Below are 15,003 nucleotides of genomic sequence, written 5' to 3'. Positions count from 1 at the left end.
CGACGCCGACATGAGCGGTCTCATGGACCGGATCAGCGCGCTGGTGACGGAGGCGCCGTGACCACTGTCGACGCGGGTCGTCAGGGGCGGCCCGCGGGCTCCCAGCCACGGCGGGCCGGGCGCGAGCCACGCCGGTCGTCCCGGCTGCGGTAGACGATGTACGGGCGGGTGAGGTATCCGACGGGTGCGGTGAGCATGTGCACCAGCCGGGTGAACGGCCAGACGGCGAACAGGACGAGCGCGCTGAGCGCGTGCAGCTTGAAAAGGATCGGCGCGGCCGCCATCAGCTCGCCCTCCGGCTGCAGGTAGAAGATCGACCGGAACCAGGGCGAGATGGTGGTGCGGTAGTCGTAACCGCCGCCGAGGACGTTGGCGACGACGGTGGCGGCCAGCCCGAGCGCGATGGTCAGGGCGAGCAGCGCGTACATCAGCTTGTCGTTGCGGGTGGTGGCGGTGAAGACCGGGCCGACCGTGCGGCGGCGGTAGACGAGGATGGCCAGGCCCGCGACGGTGCAGACTCCGGCGACCGTGCCGAGCACGACCGCGGCGAGATGGTAGGCGTGCTCGCTCACTCCGGCCGCCTCGGTCCAGGTCTCGGGAATCACCAGGCCGCCGATGTGACCGAGGAGCACGACCAGGATCCCGAAGTGGAACAGCGGGCTGCCGATCCGCAGCAGCCGGGACTCGTACATCTGGGACGAGCGGGTCGTCCAGCCGAACTTGTCGTAGCGGTAGCGCCAGACGTGGCCGAGCACGAAGACCGTCAGCGCGACGTAGGGCGCCACCACCCACAGGGTCACGTCGAGCCCGCTCACCGGACACCTCCCACAGGTCCGTACGGCTCCAGGCCGACCTCCTCGGCAGGCGGGCCCTCCTCCGCCAGGCGCAGGGCGGCCCGGCGCTCCCGCTCGGTGGGCGGGGGGAGCGTCGCCAGCACCGCCGCGACGACGTCGGCGTAGGGTGAGCGTTCCTCCCGCAGTGCACGCAGCAGCGTCTCCAGTCCGGGACGGTGTTCGCGCAGCAGCCGTACGGCCTGCTCGGTGGCGCCGCGGCCGGACAGCTCGCACACCACGCCCAGGTGGTCGGGCAGCTCCCCGGTGACCTCGAACCCGGCCGCCCGGTAGGCCTGCGTGAAGCGCAGCAGGGCCATCCCGCGCCGCCGTGTGTCGCCGTAGGTGTAGTAGGTCAGATAAGGACAGCAGCGGCGCTTGAGATCGAAGGTCGCCACGTAGTGCTCGGCCAGCTCGTGCAGCGGGGTCGTGGTCACGTGACCGAGAAAGGCGGCCAGCCGCCTGGCGGGCTCGCCCGGCGGCAGCCCGGCCACGGCGGCGTCCAGCAGCGGCAGCGCCTCGACGAGCCGCTCGTCGGGATAGGACAGCAGCACCGAGGCCGTCAGGTGGACCGTGCGGTCGCTCACGACTCGTCCTTCCGCTTCGGGAACAGCCCCTCCGGGGTGCCCTTCCCGTCCCAGTTGAGCAGGTTGACCCGGCCGCGCAGTTCGTCCGCCCGGTCCAGGTCGTCGGTGGCCTGCCGTTCCTTCAGCGCGTGGAAGTTCTCCACCGCCACGGGGGCGGGCGGTCCGGACGCCTCGCCGAAGGGGCCGCCCATGCCGGGGCCGCCGTCGTAGTCGAGACTGCACCCGGTGGCGAGCTCCTCCAACTGGGCGCCCTGCTCGGCGTGGGCCTTGGGGATGACGTACCGCTCGCCGTAAGGGGCGATGGCCAGCAGGCGGTACATCTCCTCGATCTGGTCGCCCTTCAGGCCCACGGCGGCGGGGATGGACTCGTCCCGCTCCCCCGCGAGGTTGATCCCCCGCATGTACGACCGCATCGCGGCCAGGCGGCGCAGCACGGCGCGTACGGGCTCGGGGTCGCCGGCGGCGAACAGCTCGGCCAGGTAGCCGATCGGGATGCGCAGGGCGTCGATCGCGCCGAACAGGTTGCCGGCCCGCTCCCCGTCGTGGCCGGTCTCGCGCAGCACGTCGACCACGGGCGACAGGGGCGGGATGTACCAGACCATCGGCATGGTCCGATATTCGGGATGCAGCGGCAGCGCCACTCCGAAATCGAAGATCAGCTTGTGGATCGGGGAGTTCCTCGCCGCCTCCAGCCAGTCCTCGGGAATGCCGGAGGCCCGGGCGGCGGCGACCACGCCGGGGTCGCGGGGGTCGAGCATGACGCTCTTCTGCGCCTCGTACAGCGCCTTCTCGTCCGGAGTGGAGGCCGCCTCGGCGACCCGGTCGGCGTCGTAGAGGACCAGCCCGATGTAGCGCAGCCGGCCGACGCAGGTCTCCGAGCACACGGTCGGGATGCCGACCTCGACCCTCGGGTAGCAGAAGGTGCACTTCTCGGCCTTGCCGGTGCGGTGGTTGAAGTACACCTTCTTGTACGGGCAGCCGGTGACGCACATCCGCCAACCGCGGCAGCGGTCCTGGTCCACCAGCACGATGCCGTCCTCGGAACGCTTGTACATCGCGCCGGAGGGGCAGGAGGCGACGCACGACGGGTTGAGGCAGTGCTCGCAGATGCGCGGCAGGTAGAACATGAAGGCCCGCTCGAACTCGAGCTTCACCTGGTCGGACACCTTGCGCAGCACGGGGTCCGCGGGGGCCAGCTCGGGTGCGCCCGCGAGGTCGTCGTCCCAGTTGGCGCTCCACTCGATCTTCGTCGGTTCGCCGGTGATGAGTGACCGGGGCCGGGCGACCGGCGTGTCCTCGGTGACGGGCGCCGAGAACAGGCGGTCGTAGTCGTAGGTCCAGGGCTCGTAGTAGTCGCCGATGGACGGCATCAGCGGGTTGGCGAAGATGGTCAGCAGCTTCTTCAGCCGTCCGCCGGCCCTGAGCTGGAGCCGGCCGCGCCGGTTGAGCTCCCAGCCGCCCTTCCATCTGTCCTGGTCCTCGTACGTGCGGGGGTAGCCCTGGCCGGGCCGGGTCTCCACATTGTTGAACCAGACGTACTCGGTGCCCGCCCGGTTGGTCCACGCCTGCTTGCAGGTGACCGAACAGGTGTGGCAGCCGATGCACTTGTCCAGGTTCATCACCATCGCCAGCTGAGCCATCACACGTGTCATCTAGTAGTCCACCTCCTGGCTGCGACGGCGGATCACCGTGACCTCGTCGCGCTGGTGGCCCGTCGGCCCGAGATAGTTGAAGGCGAAGCTGAGCTGTGCGTACCCGCCGATCAGGTGGGTCGGCTTGATCAGCAGGCGGGTGAGGCTGTTGTGGATGCCGCCGCGCCTGCCGGAGGTCTCGCTCTTGGGCACGTCCACGACGCGCTCCTGGGCGTGGTACATGTACACGGTCCCGGCCGGCATGCGGTGCGAGACGACGGCCCGCGCGACCACCACGCCGTTGCGGTTGACCGCCTCGACCCAGTCGTTGTCGCCGATCCCGGCCCGCGCCGCGTCGGCCGGGCTCATCCAGATCGTCGGGCCGCCCCGCGACAGCGTCAGCATCAGCAGGTTGTCCTGATACTCCGAGTGGATCGACCACTTGGAGTGCGGGGTGAGGTAGCGCACCACGATGCCGTCGTCGCCGCCCGGCCCCGAGGCGAGGGCGGCCGTGTTGAGCGGCGGCCGGTAGACGGGCAGCGCCTCGCCGGCCTCCTGCATCCAGTCGTGGTCGAGGTAGAAGTGCTGGCGGCCGGTGAGGGTGTGCCAGGGCTTGCGGTGCTCGACGTTGATGGTGAAGGCCGAGTAACGCCGCCCTCCGGTCTCGCTGCCCGACCACTCGGGCGAGGTGATCACGGGTACCGGCCGGGCCTGGGTGTCGGCGAAGGTGATGCGCCGGTGCTCGTCGGCCAGCCCGTCCATGTCGGTACCGGTGCGGCGGGCCAGGTCCGCGAACCCCTGGGCCGCCAGCCGGCCGTTGGTGGTGCCCGACAGCGCGAGGATCGTCTCGCACATCGCGACGTCGGTCGCGAGCGAGGGCCGGCCGTCGGCCGCTCCCCCGCGTACGGTCCCGTTGACCCTGCCCAGCCGTTCCACCTCGGCCGCGATGTCGAACGTCACGCCCTTGGTCGTGGCGCCCAGGCGCTCGGCGAGCGGACCGAGGGCGGCCATCTTGTCGGCGATCGCGCCGTAGTCCCGCTCGACCACCACGATCTTCGGGAACGTGCGGCCGGGCACCGGCTCCTCGCCGGTCTCCCGCCAGTCGCGCACCCGGCCGTGCGGGCTCGCCAGTTCGTCCGGCGTGTCGTGCAGCAGCGGCACGGCGACGACGTCCCGGCGCACGCCGAGATGGTCGCGGGCGAGCGCGCTGAACGACCGTGCGATGGCGTGGAAGGCGGCGAAGTCGGTGCGGGTCTGCCAGGGCGGGTCGATGGCCGGGGTGAAGGCGTGCACGAACGGGTGCATGTCGGTGGACGACAGGTCGTGCTTCTCGTACCAGGTGGCCGCCGGGAGCACGATGTCGGAGAACAGCGTCGTCGAGGTCATCCGGAAGTCGAGCGACAGCAGCAGGTCGAGCTTGCCCCGGGGCGCCTCGTCCCGCCAGGTCACATCGTCGGGTCTGCGGTCGGGGCCGTTCTCGCCGGCTCGCACCGCGTCGGAGGCGCCGAGCAGATGCCGCAGGAAGAACTCGTTGCCCTTCGCCGAGGAGCCGAGCAGGTTGGCCCGCCACACGGTGAGCACCCGCGGCCAGTTCTCCGGCGCGTCGGGGTCCTCGCAGGCGAAGCCGAGCTTCCCGGCGCGCACCTGCTCCACGACGTACGGGCCCGCCTCCCGGCCGGCGCGCGCGGCCTCGTCGGCAAGGTCGAGGGGGTTGCGGCCGAAGGTGGGATAGGACGGCATCCACCCCATCCGGGCGGACTGGGCGAGCAGATCGGCGCTGGTCCTTCCCGTGAACGTCCCGCCGCCGAGCGGTGAGGCCACCACGTCGGCGGTGTGCTCGTCGTAGCGCCACTGCCCGGTGTTGAGGTACCAGTACGCCGTGCCGATCATCTGGCGGGGCGGGCGGGACCAGTCGAGGCCGAAGGCCAGCTGCGCCCAGCCGGTGACCGGGCGGCACTTCTCCTGCCCGACGTAGTGCGCCCAGCCGCCGCCGTTGACGCCCTGACAGCCGGTCAACGTGACCAACGCGAGGAACGCGCGGTACATCGTGTCCGAGTGGAACCAGTGGTTGGTCCCCGCCCCCAGGATGATCATCGATCGGCCGCCGGACTCCTCGGCGTTGCGGGCGAACTCCCGGGCGATCCGCGCCGCCGCGTCCGCCGGTACCGAGGTGATCGTCTCCTGCCAGGCGGGGGTGTACGGCTGCGCCGGGTCGTCGTACCCGGACGGCCACTCCCCCGGCAGCCCGTCGCGGGCCACGCCGTACTGCGCGAGCATCAGGTCGAGGACCGTGGTGACCAGGTGACCGTTCACCCGGCGGGCGGGCACGCCGCGGCGCATCACCGCCTCGCCGGGGGTGTCGAAACGCGGCAGCGAGACCGGGACGGCCTCGCCGTCCGCGAGCAGGGTGAGCAGCGGGTCGACGTCGCCGAGGTCGAGGTTCCACCGGCCCTCTCCCTCCGCGGAGAACCGGAAGCCGAGCGAGCCGCCGGGCACGACCGGTGTGCCGTCCCGCGCGTCGAGCAGCACGGTCTTGAACGCGGCCTCCTCGCCCTCCTCGCCGAGGTCGGCGGAGGTGAGGAACTTGTCCGGCACGTACGCGCCGCCGTCGTGCTCGCGCAGCCGCACCAGGAAGGGCAGGTCGGTGTAGCGCTTGACGTAGTCGAGGAAGCGGGGTGTCTCCCGGTCGGCGAAGAACTCCTTAAGGATCACGTGGCCCATCGCCATGGCCAGGGCGCCGTCCGTGCCGGGATGCGGGGCCAGCCATTCGTCGGCGAACTTGGCGGCGTCGTTGTAGTCCGGCGCCATGACGACGACCTTCTGCCCCCGATAGCGGGCCTCGGCCATGTAGTGCGCGTCGGGGGTGCGGGTGACCGGGACGTTGGAGCCCCAGAGCATCAGGTAGGAGGCGTCCCACCAGTCCGCCGACTCCGGCACGTCGGTCTGGTCGCCGAAGACCTGGGGCGAGGCCACCGGCAGGTCCGCGTACCAGTCGTAGAACGACAGCATGGTGCCGCCGAGCAGCGAGACGAACCGCGCGCCCACGGCGTGGGAGGCCATCGACATGGCCGGGATCGGCGAGAAGCCCGCGACCCGGTCGGGGCCGTACGTCTTGATCGTGTGCACGTGGGCTGCGGCGACGATCTCGGCGGCCTCGTCCCAGGAGACGCGGACGAGCCCGCCCCTCCCCCGGACCTCCTGATAGCGGCGGCGCTTCACGGGGTCGGTCGTGATCTCCGCCCAGGCCGCCACCGGGTCGCCCAGCCGCGCCTTGGCCTCGCGGTACATTTCCACCAGCACGCCCCGGGCGTACGGGTAGCGCACCCGGGTCGGCGAGTAGGTGTACCAGGAGAAGGCCGCACCGCGCGGGCAGCCGCGCGGCTCGTATTCGGGCCGGTCGCCGCCCACGCTGGGGTAGTCGGTCTGCTGGGCCTCCCAGGTGATGATGCCGTCCTTGACGTACACCTTCCAGGAGCACGACCCGGTGCAGTTCACGCCGTGGGTCGAGCGCACCACCTTGTCGTGGCTCCACCGGTCGCGGTAGAACACGTCGCCCTGCCGCCCGCCGACCTGGTGGAGCGTGCGCAGGTCCGGCGACACCTCGCCGCGGCGCAGGTGCCGCCCCAGCCCGAGCAGGGCGTCGCCGACCGGCCCGTCGATCCTCGACATCAGATTCCCTCTCCCTGGGTCAGGGGGGCGGTCCCGGAGGGCCGCAGGACGAACCAGCAGTAGACCAGCGCCGCCGCCGCGACGGCCGCCAGCAGCATGAGCCCGATGGCGTACGAACCGGTGGCCTGGTAGATGAGGCCCATGACGATCGGCGGCAGGAATCCGCCGAGGCCGCCGACCGCCCCGACCACGCCGGTCGCGCTGCCGATCGCGTGCGCCGGCACGGCCCGGCCGAGCAGCGCGAAGATCGCGCCGTTGCCCAGTCCGAGCGAGGCCGCCATGGCCAGGAAGCCGGCCGTCGCCAGTGGCATCGGCGGGGCGAAGGACACGGCGACCGCGCACACCACCGCGACGGCGAGCGCCCCGGAGAGCACGATCTCGCCGCCGAAGCGGTCCGCGAGCCAGCCGCCGACCGGCCGGGCGAGCGTGGCCAGCACGACGAACCCGGCCGCCCGCGCGGCCGCGCCGGCCGTGGACAGCCCGTAGACCGCCTTCAGGTACAGCGGCAGGTAGGCGCCGAACGCCACGAACCCGCCGAAGGTCAGCGCGTACATCGCGGCCAGTTCGCGGGTGACGCGCAACCGCCCCGCGGCCAGGAACCTGGTGAGGAACGGCTCGGTCGCGCGACGGGTGCCGGGCGCCTCCCGGCCGAACGCCAGGAACGCCAGCCCGACGACGACCAGCGCGACCGCGACCACGAAGAAGGGCACCGGCCGGCCGAACCGGTCCGCGAGCCACGGAGTGGCGAAGCCGGAGATCGCCGTGCCGATGTTGCCCATCCCGAAGACACCCAGGGCCAGCCCGCGGCGCTCCGGCGGGAACCAGGCGTTGACGAACGGCACGCCGATCGCGAACGTCGCCCCTGTCAGGCCCAGGACGAACCCCCCGGCCAGCAACGCCGGATAGCTCCCGGCGAAGGCGAGGAAGACCACCGGGACCACGCCGAGCATGCTCGCCACCGCGAACATCAGCCGCCCGCCGTACCGGTCGGTCAGCGCGCCGAGCACGATCCGCCCCAGCGACCCGACGATGACCGGGATCGCGACCAGGACCGACGCCTCGAACGGAGTGAGGCCGAGCAGTTCCTTGTACGTCGCGCTGAGCGGGCTGAGCAGCGCCCACGCCCAGAAGTTCACCGCGAACCCTGCCGTCGCCAGCACCAGCGCGACCGCCCGGCCGCCCCTGTGTGTCTCCTGGACGGCTGCCGAGCCGACTGTCATGCCATTCCTCCGGGGGGAGAGGATGCGACCGTCCTCACCCTCCCGTCGGGACGGCGGGGACGTCAGGGACCTTGGTCCTTGCGCCGATACCCAGAAGACCTTCACTTATCCACCGAATCGGACGGGTGACTTTGGTCCCCGTGATCGATGACTTCCGCGCGCGGAGGGCAGGTGCTCCAGGACCCACAGTGGAGACGGAATCGACGAAGGGGGTAGACGATGACCGTCACCGAGGTCAGGCACCAGGGAGACGCGCAGGCGCCCGCGCACGTGGCGTGGCGCGGTTTCCGCGGCACGACCTGGCGCGGGAACGTCGACGTGCGCGACTTCATCCAGGCGAACTACACGCCGTACGAGGGCGACGAGTCGTTCCTCGCCGGGCCGACCGAGCGGACCCGCGCGGTCTGGGCGGAGGTGTCGGACCTGTTCCCCGAGGAGCGGCGGCGCGGGATCTACGACGTGGACACCGTCACCCCCTCCTCGATCACCGCGCACCGGCCCGGCTACATCGACTCCGAGCGCGAGCTCATCGTCGGACTGCAGACCGACGCCCCGCTGAAGCGGGCGATCATGCCGGCGGGCGGGCTGCGGATGGTCGAGAACGGCTTGGCCGCCTACGGCTACACGCTGGACCCCCAGGTGAAGGAGATCTTCACCAAGTATCGCAAGACGCACAACGACGGCGTCTTCGACGCGTACACGCCGGAGATCCGGGCGGCCCGCCGCGCCGGAATCATCACCGGGCTCCCCGACGCGTACGGCCGCGGGCGCATCATCGGCGACTACCGGCGCGTCGCGTTGTACGGCGTGGACCGGCTGATCGAGGCCAAGCGGGCCGAGCTGCGCACGCTGGACGGCGAGTTCTCCACGGACGCGGTCATCCGCGACCGGGAGGAGCTGGCCGAGCAACTGCGCGCCCTCGACGAGCTGAAGCGGATGGCCGCCTCCTACGGCTACGACATCTCGCGGCCCGCGGCCACCGCGCGCGAGGCCATCCAGTGGCTCTACTTCGCCTATCTCGCCGCCGTCAAGGAGCAGAACGGCGCGGCCATGTCCCTCGGCCGCACCTCCACCTTCGTGGACGTCTACCTGGAGCGGGACCTCGCCGAGGGGCGGCTCACCGAGCGGGCGGCGCAGGAGCTGGTCGACGACTTCGTCATCAAGCTGCGCATCGTCCGCTTCCTGCGCACCCCCGAGTACGACCAGCTCTTCTCCGGCGACCCGACCTGGGTGACGGAGTCGATCGGCGGCATCGGCGCGGACGGCAGGCCGCTGGTCACCCGCACCAGCTACCGCTACCTGCAGACGCTGCGCAACCTCGGCCCCGCGCCCGAGCCGAACCTGACGGTCTTCTGGTCGCCGCGGCTGCCCGAGCCGTTCAAGCGCTTCTGCGCCCGCCTGTCCATCGAGACCAGCTCGATCCAGTACGAGAGCGACGAGCTGATGCGGCCGCGGTACGGCGACGACACCGCCATCGCCTGCTGCGTCTCGGCCGCCCCCGTCGGCAGGCAGATGCAGTTCTTCGGCGCCCGGGTCAACCTCGCCAAGGCCCTGCTGTACGCGATCAACGGCGGCCGGGACGAGATCAGCGGCGAGCAGGTCGGCCCCGCCTGTCCCCCGCTGACCGGCGACGTGCTCGACTACGAGGAGGTCGCGGCGGCGTTCGACCGGATGATGGACTGGCTCGCGAAGACGTACGTGAACGCGCTGAACGTCATCCACTACATGCACGACAAGTACGCCTACGAGCGCATCGAGATGGCGCTGCACGACTACCCCGTCAAGCGCACGCTCGCCTGCGGCATCGCCGGCCTGTCGGTGGCCGCCGACAGCCTGTCGGCCGTCAAGCACGCGAGGGTCCGGGTGCTGCGCGACGTGACCGGGCTGGCCGTGGACTACGTGGTCGAGGGCGACTACCCGGCGTACGGCAACAACGACGACCGGGCCGACGCCATCGCCGTCGACCTCGTGAGGTCGTTCATGGACAAGATCCGCCGCAACCCGTCCTACCGCGACGCCGAGCACACCCAGTCGGTGCTCACCATCACCTCCAACGTGGTGTACGGCAAGCACACCGGCAACACGCCCGACGGGCGCAGGGCCGGCACGCCGTTCGCTCCCGGCGCCAACCCGATGAACGGCCGCGACCGGCACGGCCTGGTCGCCTCGGCGCTGTCGGTGGCCAAGCTCCCGTACGAGCAGGCGCAGGACGGCGTCTCGCTCACCAGCACGGTCACCCCTGACGGGCTGGGCCGCACGGCCGACGACCGGGTCGCCGACCTCGTGGGCGTGCTCGACGGCTACTTCGACGCGGGCGGCTTCCACATGAACGTCAACGTGCTCGACCGGGCCACGCTGATCGACGCGATGGACCACCCCGAGAAGTACCCGCAGCTCACCATCCGCGTCTCCGGGTACGCCGTCAACTTCGTCCGGCTCACCCGGGAACAGCAGCAGGACGTCGTCGACCGCACCTTCCACGGGCGGCTGTGATGCGCGGCGAACCACTCGGCGAGTCCACCACCCGGCTCCGTGAGGACGCCGCCGCCGAGCTCTGCCAGGCGGAGCCGGCGGCCGGCGGGGGCGTCATCGAGTCGTGGGACCTGTCGGTCGGCGTGGACGGTCCCGGCACCCGCTTCGTGGTGTTCACCTGCGGCTGCCCGCTGCGCTGCCTGTACTGCCACAACCCGGAGACCTGGCGCATGCGCGACGGCCGCCGGGTCACGGTGGACGAGGTCATGACCGAGGTGGACCGCTACCGGCGGTTCATCTCGGTCGCCGGCGGCGGGGTGACGATCAGCGGCGGCGAGCCGCTGCTGCAGCCCCGCTTCACCGGCGAACTGCTGCGCCGCTGCCACGAGAGCGGCCTGCACACCGCGCTCGACACCTCCGGCTTCCTCGGCGACCGGGCGAGCGACGCGCTGCTGGCCGACTCCGACCTCGTGCTCCTCGACATCAAGTCGTACGACCCGGAGGGCTACCGGCGGCTCACCGGCGCACGCCTGGAGCCGACCCTGCGCTTCGCCCGCAGGCTGGCCGATCTGGGCCGCCCGGTCTGGGTGCGGTTCGTCCTGGTGCCCGGGCACACCGACGCCGAGGAGGACGTCGAGGGCCTGGCCCGCTTCGTCGCGTCGCTCGGCAACGTCGAGCGGGTCGACGTCCTGCCCTTCCACCGCATGGCCGCCGGAAAGTACGCCCGGCTCGGGCTGGCCTACCCGTTGGCCGGCGTCAGGCCCCCGGACCAGGACCTGCTGGACCGCGTGCACGCCCAGTTCGCCGCGCACGGAGTGACCAGTGTGTGACCGGCCGGGCGCCCGGCGCGTGCGTCTATCGCGGCCCGGACCGGAAGCGACGTCCGGCGCCGGGTCCCGGGACCTTCGGCCCTCCCCGCACCGGACGACCGACGGCACGGTTGAGTCATGACGATCCTGAGCACCGACCCCCGTCCCATCCCCCGCCGGCAGGACGGCGAAGACAACCGCGAACAGGCCACCGGCCCGGTCGCACGGCGCACCGTCCGGGAGGCCCTGCAGGAGGCGTTCACCGAGACGGTGGACGACGTGCGCCTGGCGGAGATCGACGGCATGGTGCACATCTACGTGTGCATCCGCCCCACCGCGTCCGCCTGCCCGGAACTCATCCGCGCCACCGCCCGCGAGGCGTACCACCGCGCCGTGCACGGCGAGCCGGTGGTGGCCCATGTCGCGGCGCCCGCCGCCGGCCGGGGACGTCGCTGACGGCCACGACGAGCAGCGCCACGGCGGCGGCGACGAGGAACACGGCGAACAGCAGTGGGATCTCGGCCGGCGCGATCCGCGGCTCGGGCAGTGAGCGCCCCAGGAGGACCATCACGGCGTAGGAGGCGGCCATCACCCCCAGCGGCACGGCGACCGCGAGGCCGTACCAGCCGGGATTGGGGACGGCACGCCGGTCCACGATGCGCCGCAGCAGCCCGTGCACGGCTCCGCGCGGCTCATGACGCCACACGAGCGCCATCGCCGCCAGCAGGGGCAGCACGCCATCAGCGCGCTGACCGGCAGCGTCTCCGACAGACGGCCGATCAGGGCGCCGGCCAGCCAGAACGGCACGGACAGGGCGAAGGTCAGCGCGATCAGCCGCGCCGGCGACCTGTGGACCGCCTCCGGCCACCCACTCACGCACCGCTCCCCGGGTCGTGGCCGAGCGTGTCCTGCCGCCGTTCATCGTGCCCGCTCCCGACCGGCCGCTGGGGAGGCGGACGAGCCGGTGAGCTGCCGCCGGGGAAGCGGACGAGCCGGTGAGGCGCCACCGGGCGTGGAGCGGACGAGCCGGTCAGACCTCCGTCCCTTGCGTGGCCGCCACCCGCTCGGCGACCTGTCGCGCCCAGGCGCGTACCCCGTCCGGGTCGCGGTAGTCGCCACCGGCCCTTTCGGCGATCCTCGCGGCGATGAAGCCCTTGGCGTCACGGGCGAGCCGTCCCCCGAACGTCCGGTGCCCCAATGCACGGAGAGCCTCCGCCGCCCGGGCCGCCTGCGGGACCGGCGGGATCTCGGCCTCGTCCGCGGACCGGTCGAGCGGCCCGCTGCTGAACAGCCACACCGGCCGGCCGGACAGGGCCGCGGCGTGCCGCCGGGCGAAGCGCCGGGCGTCCTTGTGCCAGTGCCCCGCATAGAGCGCTCCGCCCAGCACCACGGCGTCGTAGGCGGTGACGTCGCGGACCGACCCCGCGTCCGCGACCTCGGTCTCGAGCCCCTCCCCGCGCAGGGTGTCGCCGATCCAGCCCGCGATCTCCGCGGTCGAGCCTCGTCTGGATCCGTAGGCGACCAGCACACGTGTCATGGCCGGACCTCCTTGTCTCGGGCTTGTCCCCGGCTTGGGGGACTGTCGATCGCAGCCTCCCGCCGGGACGACCGGGCGGGTAGAGACTCAGGACCCGCTCCCACCGGTCGTTGGGCCCGCTCCGGTCTCCCCTTCATCTGAGTGATCGACGGCTGCCGCTCAGTCCGCGTCCTCCCACTCTTCGCCCCACCGTGCGACGTCGTCGAGGATCTTCCCGAGTGCGAAGCCCCGGGGCGTCAGGGCGTACTCCACGCGCGGCGGCTTCTCCGGATGCACCGTGCGCGTGACGAGTCCGCGCTCCTCCAGGGCCTGCAGGCGGTCGGCCAGCGTCTTGGGGCTGATCCCGGGCAGCGCCTGACGAAGCTCGCCGTAGCGCTTGGTGCCGTCGAGCAGGTGCCAGATCACCAGCGGCGTCCACCTGCTGCCCACGAACGTCAGCGTCCGGGTGACGACGCATTCTTCGGGAGTGACCGGCGGCCGCGGTGCCTGCATTGTTTCCATGGCTGTAGTTACTACAGGAAAAGTGCCTACTTCAAAAGATGAAGCGACAGCTCTAGCGTCGGCCGCATGACGAGAACGATCATTGCCGTGCACGGAGCGACCGGAACCCAGGGCTCTCCCGTCGTACGGAGGCTGCGCGCACTCGGGCACCAGGTCCGGCCGCTGAACTCCGCCTCCGCCGATCTGGCCGACGCCGCCTCCCTCGCCGCGGCGTACAAGGGCGCCGACGCGGTCGTCGTGCAGCTTCCGCAGGTGTTCGGCGAGATCGCCCTGCGGCACGCGGCGTCGGTGCTCGCCGCTGTCTGCGAGGCCGCCGTGTCGCGGGTGGTGTTCAATCCGGGGATGCCCCTGCCGCCGGACCCGGTGGGTGTCCCGTTCGTCGACGCCCGGGTACTGCTCGCCCGGGAGCTGCCGGCGCGGGTGGAGGCCGCGTCCGTGATCGGTCCCGCGGGGCCGTACCTGGAGAACCTGGTGCAGCCCTGGTCGGCCCGGCGCGTCCGCGAGCACGGTGAGCTGGTCTATCCGCTGCCGGCGGAGGCCCCGGTGCCGTGGTCGGCGCTCGACGACCTGGCGGAGGCCGTCGGTGAGGCGCTGGCGGCGGCCGAGCCGCCCGCGCGGCTCGTCGTGACGGGTCCGGAGGAGGTCACCGGTGACCGGCTCGCCGCCGCGGCGGCCTCCGCCGCAGGAAGGCCGGTGCGCTACCTGTGGGTCGAGCCCGCCGAGTACGCCCGGCTCATCACGCCGGTCGTGGGCCGGGAGGCGGCCGAAGGAATCGCCGGGTTCTACTCCCCGGCCGCGGCGGCCGCACCACCGCCGATCCCGGAAAGATGGCTCCACCGGGGGACGACGACGGTGGAGCGGTGGGCCGCGCGCCAGGCGTGGCGGTGAGACCTACCCGGTAAGCGGGCTGCAACCTTCGAGCAGGCGGCACCCCGTACGAATACGCCATGGACATGCGCATGTGGACGGGCGATCGGCGGACGGGCCGCACCCTCGTACTGGCGGCGACGGCGGTGCCGCTGCTCGTCGCGCTGCTGGCGGTGCTCGCGGTGTCGGCCACCGACATGCTGCTGGACTCGCCCCCGTCCTTCGACGGCATCCGGACCCTCGACGTTCACACGGACCACGGAGACGTCGACGTCGTGGGCGCCGGCGTGAGCGAGGTGCGGGTGACCCGCCGCGCGCAGGGCTCGGGGCCCCGTGTGGAGTCGTGGGGCGACGGCTCGCTGACGGTCGGGCTGGTGTGTGACGAGACGGGCTCGATCTGCGGCCCGCTCAGGGACACGGCCGGGAGCCACACCGACTACACGTTCGTGGTGCCGAAGGACATCGAGGTCACGATCCGCAGCGAGCACGGCGACGTCACCGTGCGCGGCGTGACGGGGAAGGTCGACGCGCGGACGGAGTCCGGCCGCCTGCGGCTGGACCCGCCCTCGCCGGGATGACCGGGGCACCGGCACGCACCGTTCGGCCGGACGTACGACGAAAGTCCCACGATCACGGGGACTTCGGGCGGCCGGAGGGTGCCGTACGGCTCCTGCGGCGGGGCCGGTGATCGCGGTTTGCTTGAGGTGTCAAAGAGAGAGCAAAGACGCGAACACGTTGAAAGGGGCCGGTCATGGCCATCACCGAAGGGCGCAACCAGAGGAAGCACCGCCTCTACGACGCCGCTCCCGCCGCCGCGGTCACCGTCCCCGGCCCCCGCGCGCACGCCGAGACGATCCCCGCCGGGACCGCCGGCGCCGGC

13 protein-coding genes are annotated in these 15,003 nt (G+C 72.1%); 5 read left to right on the top strand and 8 right to left on the bottom strand.

The genetic code is table 11. From position 1 onward, the window contains the following. Nucleotides 1–80: 80 nt before the first annotated feature. Genes narI through AAH991_RS38825 form a run of 5 tightly spaced genes read right to left on the bottom strand, consistent with a single transcriptional unit; the run spans nucleotide 81 to nucleotide 7,937 of the window. Entirely contained in the window at nucleotides 81–815 is a 735-nt protein-coding gene (narI, locus tag AAH991_RS38845) for a respiratory nitrate reductase subunit gamma (RefSeq protein ID WP_346230960.1), read from the bottom strand. After that, on the bottom strand, nucleotides 812–1,417 hold the full coding sequence (narJ, locus tag AAH991_RS38840) for a nitrate reductase molybdenum cofactor assembly chaperone (protein ID WP_346230959.1): 606 nt from the start codon (nucleotides 1,415–1,417) through the stop codon (nucleotides 812–814). The genes narI and narJ overlap by 4 nt, the downstream gene beginning before the upstream one ends. Then, on the bottom strand, nucleotides 1,414–3,069 hold the full coding sequence (gene narH / locus AAH991_RS38835) for a nitrate reductase subunit beta (RefSeq protein ID WP_346230958.1): 1,656 nt from the start codon (nucleotides 3,067–3,069) through the stop codon (nucleotides 1,414–1,416). Before narH ends, narJ begins: the two co-directional genes overlap by 4 nt. After that, nucleotides 3,070–6,717 (bottom strand): nitrate reductase subunit alpha, encoded by a 3,648-nt coding sequence (locus AAH991_RS38830; RefSeq protein ID WP_346230957.1) that lies wholly within the window; start codon nucleotides 6,715–6,717, stop codon nucleotides 3,070–3,072. It lies immediately after the preceding gene. Then, nucleotides 6,717–7,937 (bottom strand): MFS transporter, encoded by a 1,221-nt coding sequence (locus AAH991_RS38825; protein WP_346230956.1) that lies wholly within the window; start codon nucleotides 7,935–7,937, stop codon nucleotides 6,717–6,719. Before AAH991_RS38825 ends, AAH991_RS38830 begins: the two co-directional genes overlap by 1 nt. A gap of 219 nt (nucleotides 7,938–8,156) precedes the next feature. On the opposite strand from AAH991_RS38825, the gene pflB reads away from it, so the two are divergent. From pflB to AAH991_RS38810, 3 genes are all read left to right on the top strand, one after another. Next, nucleotides 8,157–10,430, top strand: a complete 2,274-nt coding sequence (pflB, locus tag AAH991_RS38820) for a formate C-acetyltransferase (protein WP_346230955.1) — start codon at nucleotides 8,157–8,159, stop codon at nucleotides 10,428–10,430. After that, entirely contained in the window at nucleotides 10,430–11,239 is an 810-nt protein-coding gene (pflA, locus tag AAH991_RS38815; protein ID WP_346230954.1) for a pyruvate formate-lyase-activating protein, read from the top strand. The genes pflB and pflA overlap by 1 nt, the downstream gene beginning before the upstream one ends. Nucleotides 11,240–11,356: 117 nt before the next feature. Next, a complete protein-coding gene (locus AAH991_RS38810; protein ID WP_346230953.1) occupies nucleotides 11,357–11,674 on the top strand; it encodes a hypothetical protein in 318 nt (105 codons plus the stop codon). 132 nt (nucleotides 11,675–11,806) lie between these two features. Here AAH991_RS38810 and AAH991_RS38805 read toward each other — a convergent pair whose 3' ends face one another. From AAH991_RS38805 to AAH991_RS38795, 3 genes are all read right to left on the bottom strand, one after another. Next, on the bottom strand, nucleotides 11,807–12,094 hold the full coding sequence (locus tag AAH991_RS38805) for a hypothetical protein (protein ID WP_346230952.1): 288 nt from the start codon (nucleotides 12,092–12,094) through the stop codon (nucleotides 11,807–11,809). A 154-nt stretch (nucleotides 12,095–12,248) separates the two neighbouring features. Beyond that, nucleotides 12,249–12,755, bottom strand: coding sequence for a flavodoxin domain-containing protein (locus AAH991_RS38800; RefSeq protein WP_346230951.1), 507 nt, complete (start codon nucleotides 12,753–12,755; stop codon nucleotides 12,249–12,251). 159 nt (nucleotides 12,756–12,914) lie between these two features. After that, nucleotides 12,915–13,256: a winged helix-turn-helix transcriptional regulator gene (locus AAH991_RS38795; RefSeq protein WP_346230950.1), complete on the bottom strand. Its 342-nt coding sequence runs from the start codon at nucleotides 13,254–13,256 to the stop codon at nucleotides 12,915–12,917. Between the two features lie 66 nt (nucleotides 13,257–13,322). On the opposite strand from AAH991_RS38795, the gene AAH991_RS38790 reads away from it, so the two are divergent. Both AAH991_RS38790 and AAH991_RS38785 read left to right on the top strand, forming a co-directional pair. After that, complete coding sequence (locus AAH991_RS38790) at nucleotides 13,323–14,144, top strand: NmrA family NAD(P)-binding protein (protein WP_346230949.1); 822 nt, start codon at nucleotides 13,323–13,325, stop codon at nucleotides 14,142–14,144. 59 nt (nucleotides 14,145–14,203) lie between these two features. Next, nucleotides 14,204–14,701, top strand: coding sequence for a DUF4097 family beta strand repeat-containing protein (locus tag AAH991_RS38785; protein WP_346230948.1), 498 nt, complete (start codon nucleotides 14,204–14,206; stop codon nucleotides 14,699–14,701). Nucleotides 14,702–15,003: the final 302 nt, after the last annotated feature.

The sequence above is a fragment of the Microbispora sp. ZYX-F-249 genome (assembly GCF_039649665.1).
GTDB lineage: Bacteria > Actinomycetota > Actinomycetes > Streptosporangiales > Streptosporangiaceae > Microbispora > Microbispora maris.
The sequence above is the reverse complement of the archived record's forward strand: the minus strand, read 5'-3'. Positions and strand labels throughout refer to the sequence as shown.

Excerpts from the sequence above, each read along its gene's own strand:
- narH (WP_346230958.1), bottom strand. The coding sequence starts at position 3,069 with ATGACACGTGTGATGGCTCAGCTGGCGATGGTGATGAACCTGGACAAG.
- AAH991_RS38830 (WP_346230957.1), bottom strand. The coding sequence starts at position 6,717 with ATGTCGAGGATCGACGGGCCGGTCGGCGACGCCCTGCTCGGGCTGGGG.
- AAH991_RS38825 (WP_346230956.1), bottom strand. The coding sequence starts at position 7,937 with ATGACAGTCGGCTCGGCAGCCGTCCAGGAGACACACAGGGGCGGCCGG.
- pflB (WP_346230955.1), top strand. The coding sequence starts at position 8,157 with ATGACCGTCACCGAGGTCAGGCACCAGGGAGACGCGCAGGCGCCCGCG.
- pflA (WP_346230954.1), top strand. The coding sequence starts at position 10,430 with ATGCGCGGCGAACCACTCGGCGAGTCCACCACCCGGCTCCGTGAGGAC.
- AAH991_RS38810 (WP_346230953.1), top strand. The coding sequence starts at position 11,357 with ATGACGATCCTGAGCACCGACCCCCGTCCCATCCCCCGCCGGCAGGAC.
- AAH991_RS38800 (WP_346230951.1), bottom strand. The coding sequence starts at position 12,755 with ATGACACGTGTGCTGGTCGCCTACGGATCCAGACGAGGCTCGACCGCG.
- AAH991_RS38795 (WP_346230950.1), bottom strand. The coding sequence starts at position 13,256 with ATGGAAACAATGCAGGCACCGCGGCCGCCGGTCACTCCCGAAGAATGC.
- AAH991_RS38790 (WP_346230949.1), top strand. The coding sequence starts at position 13,323 with ATGACGAGAACGATCATTGCCGTGCACGGAGCGACCGGAACCCAGGGC.
- AAH991_RS38785 (WP_346230948.1), top strand. The coding sequence starts at position 14,204 with ATGGACATGCGCATGTGGACGGGCGATCGGCGGACGGGCCGCACCCTC.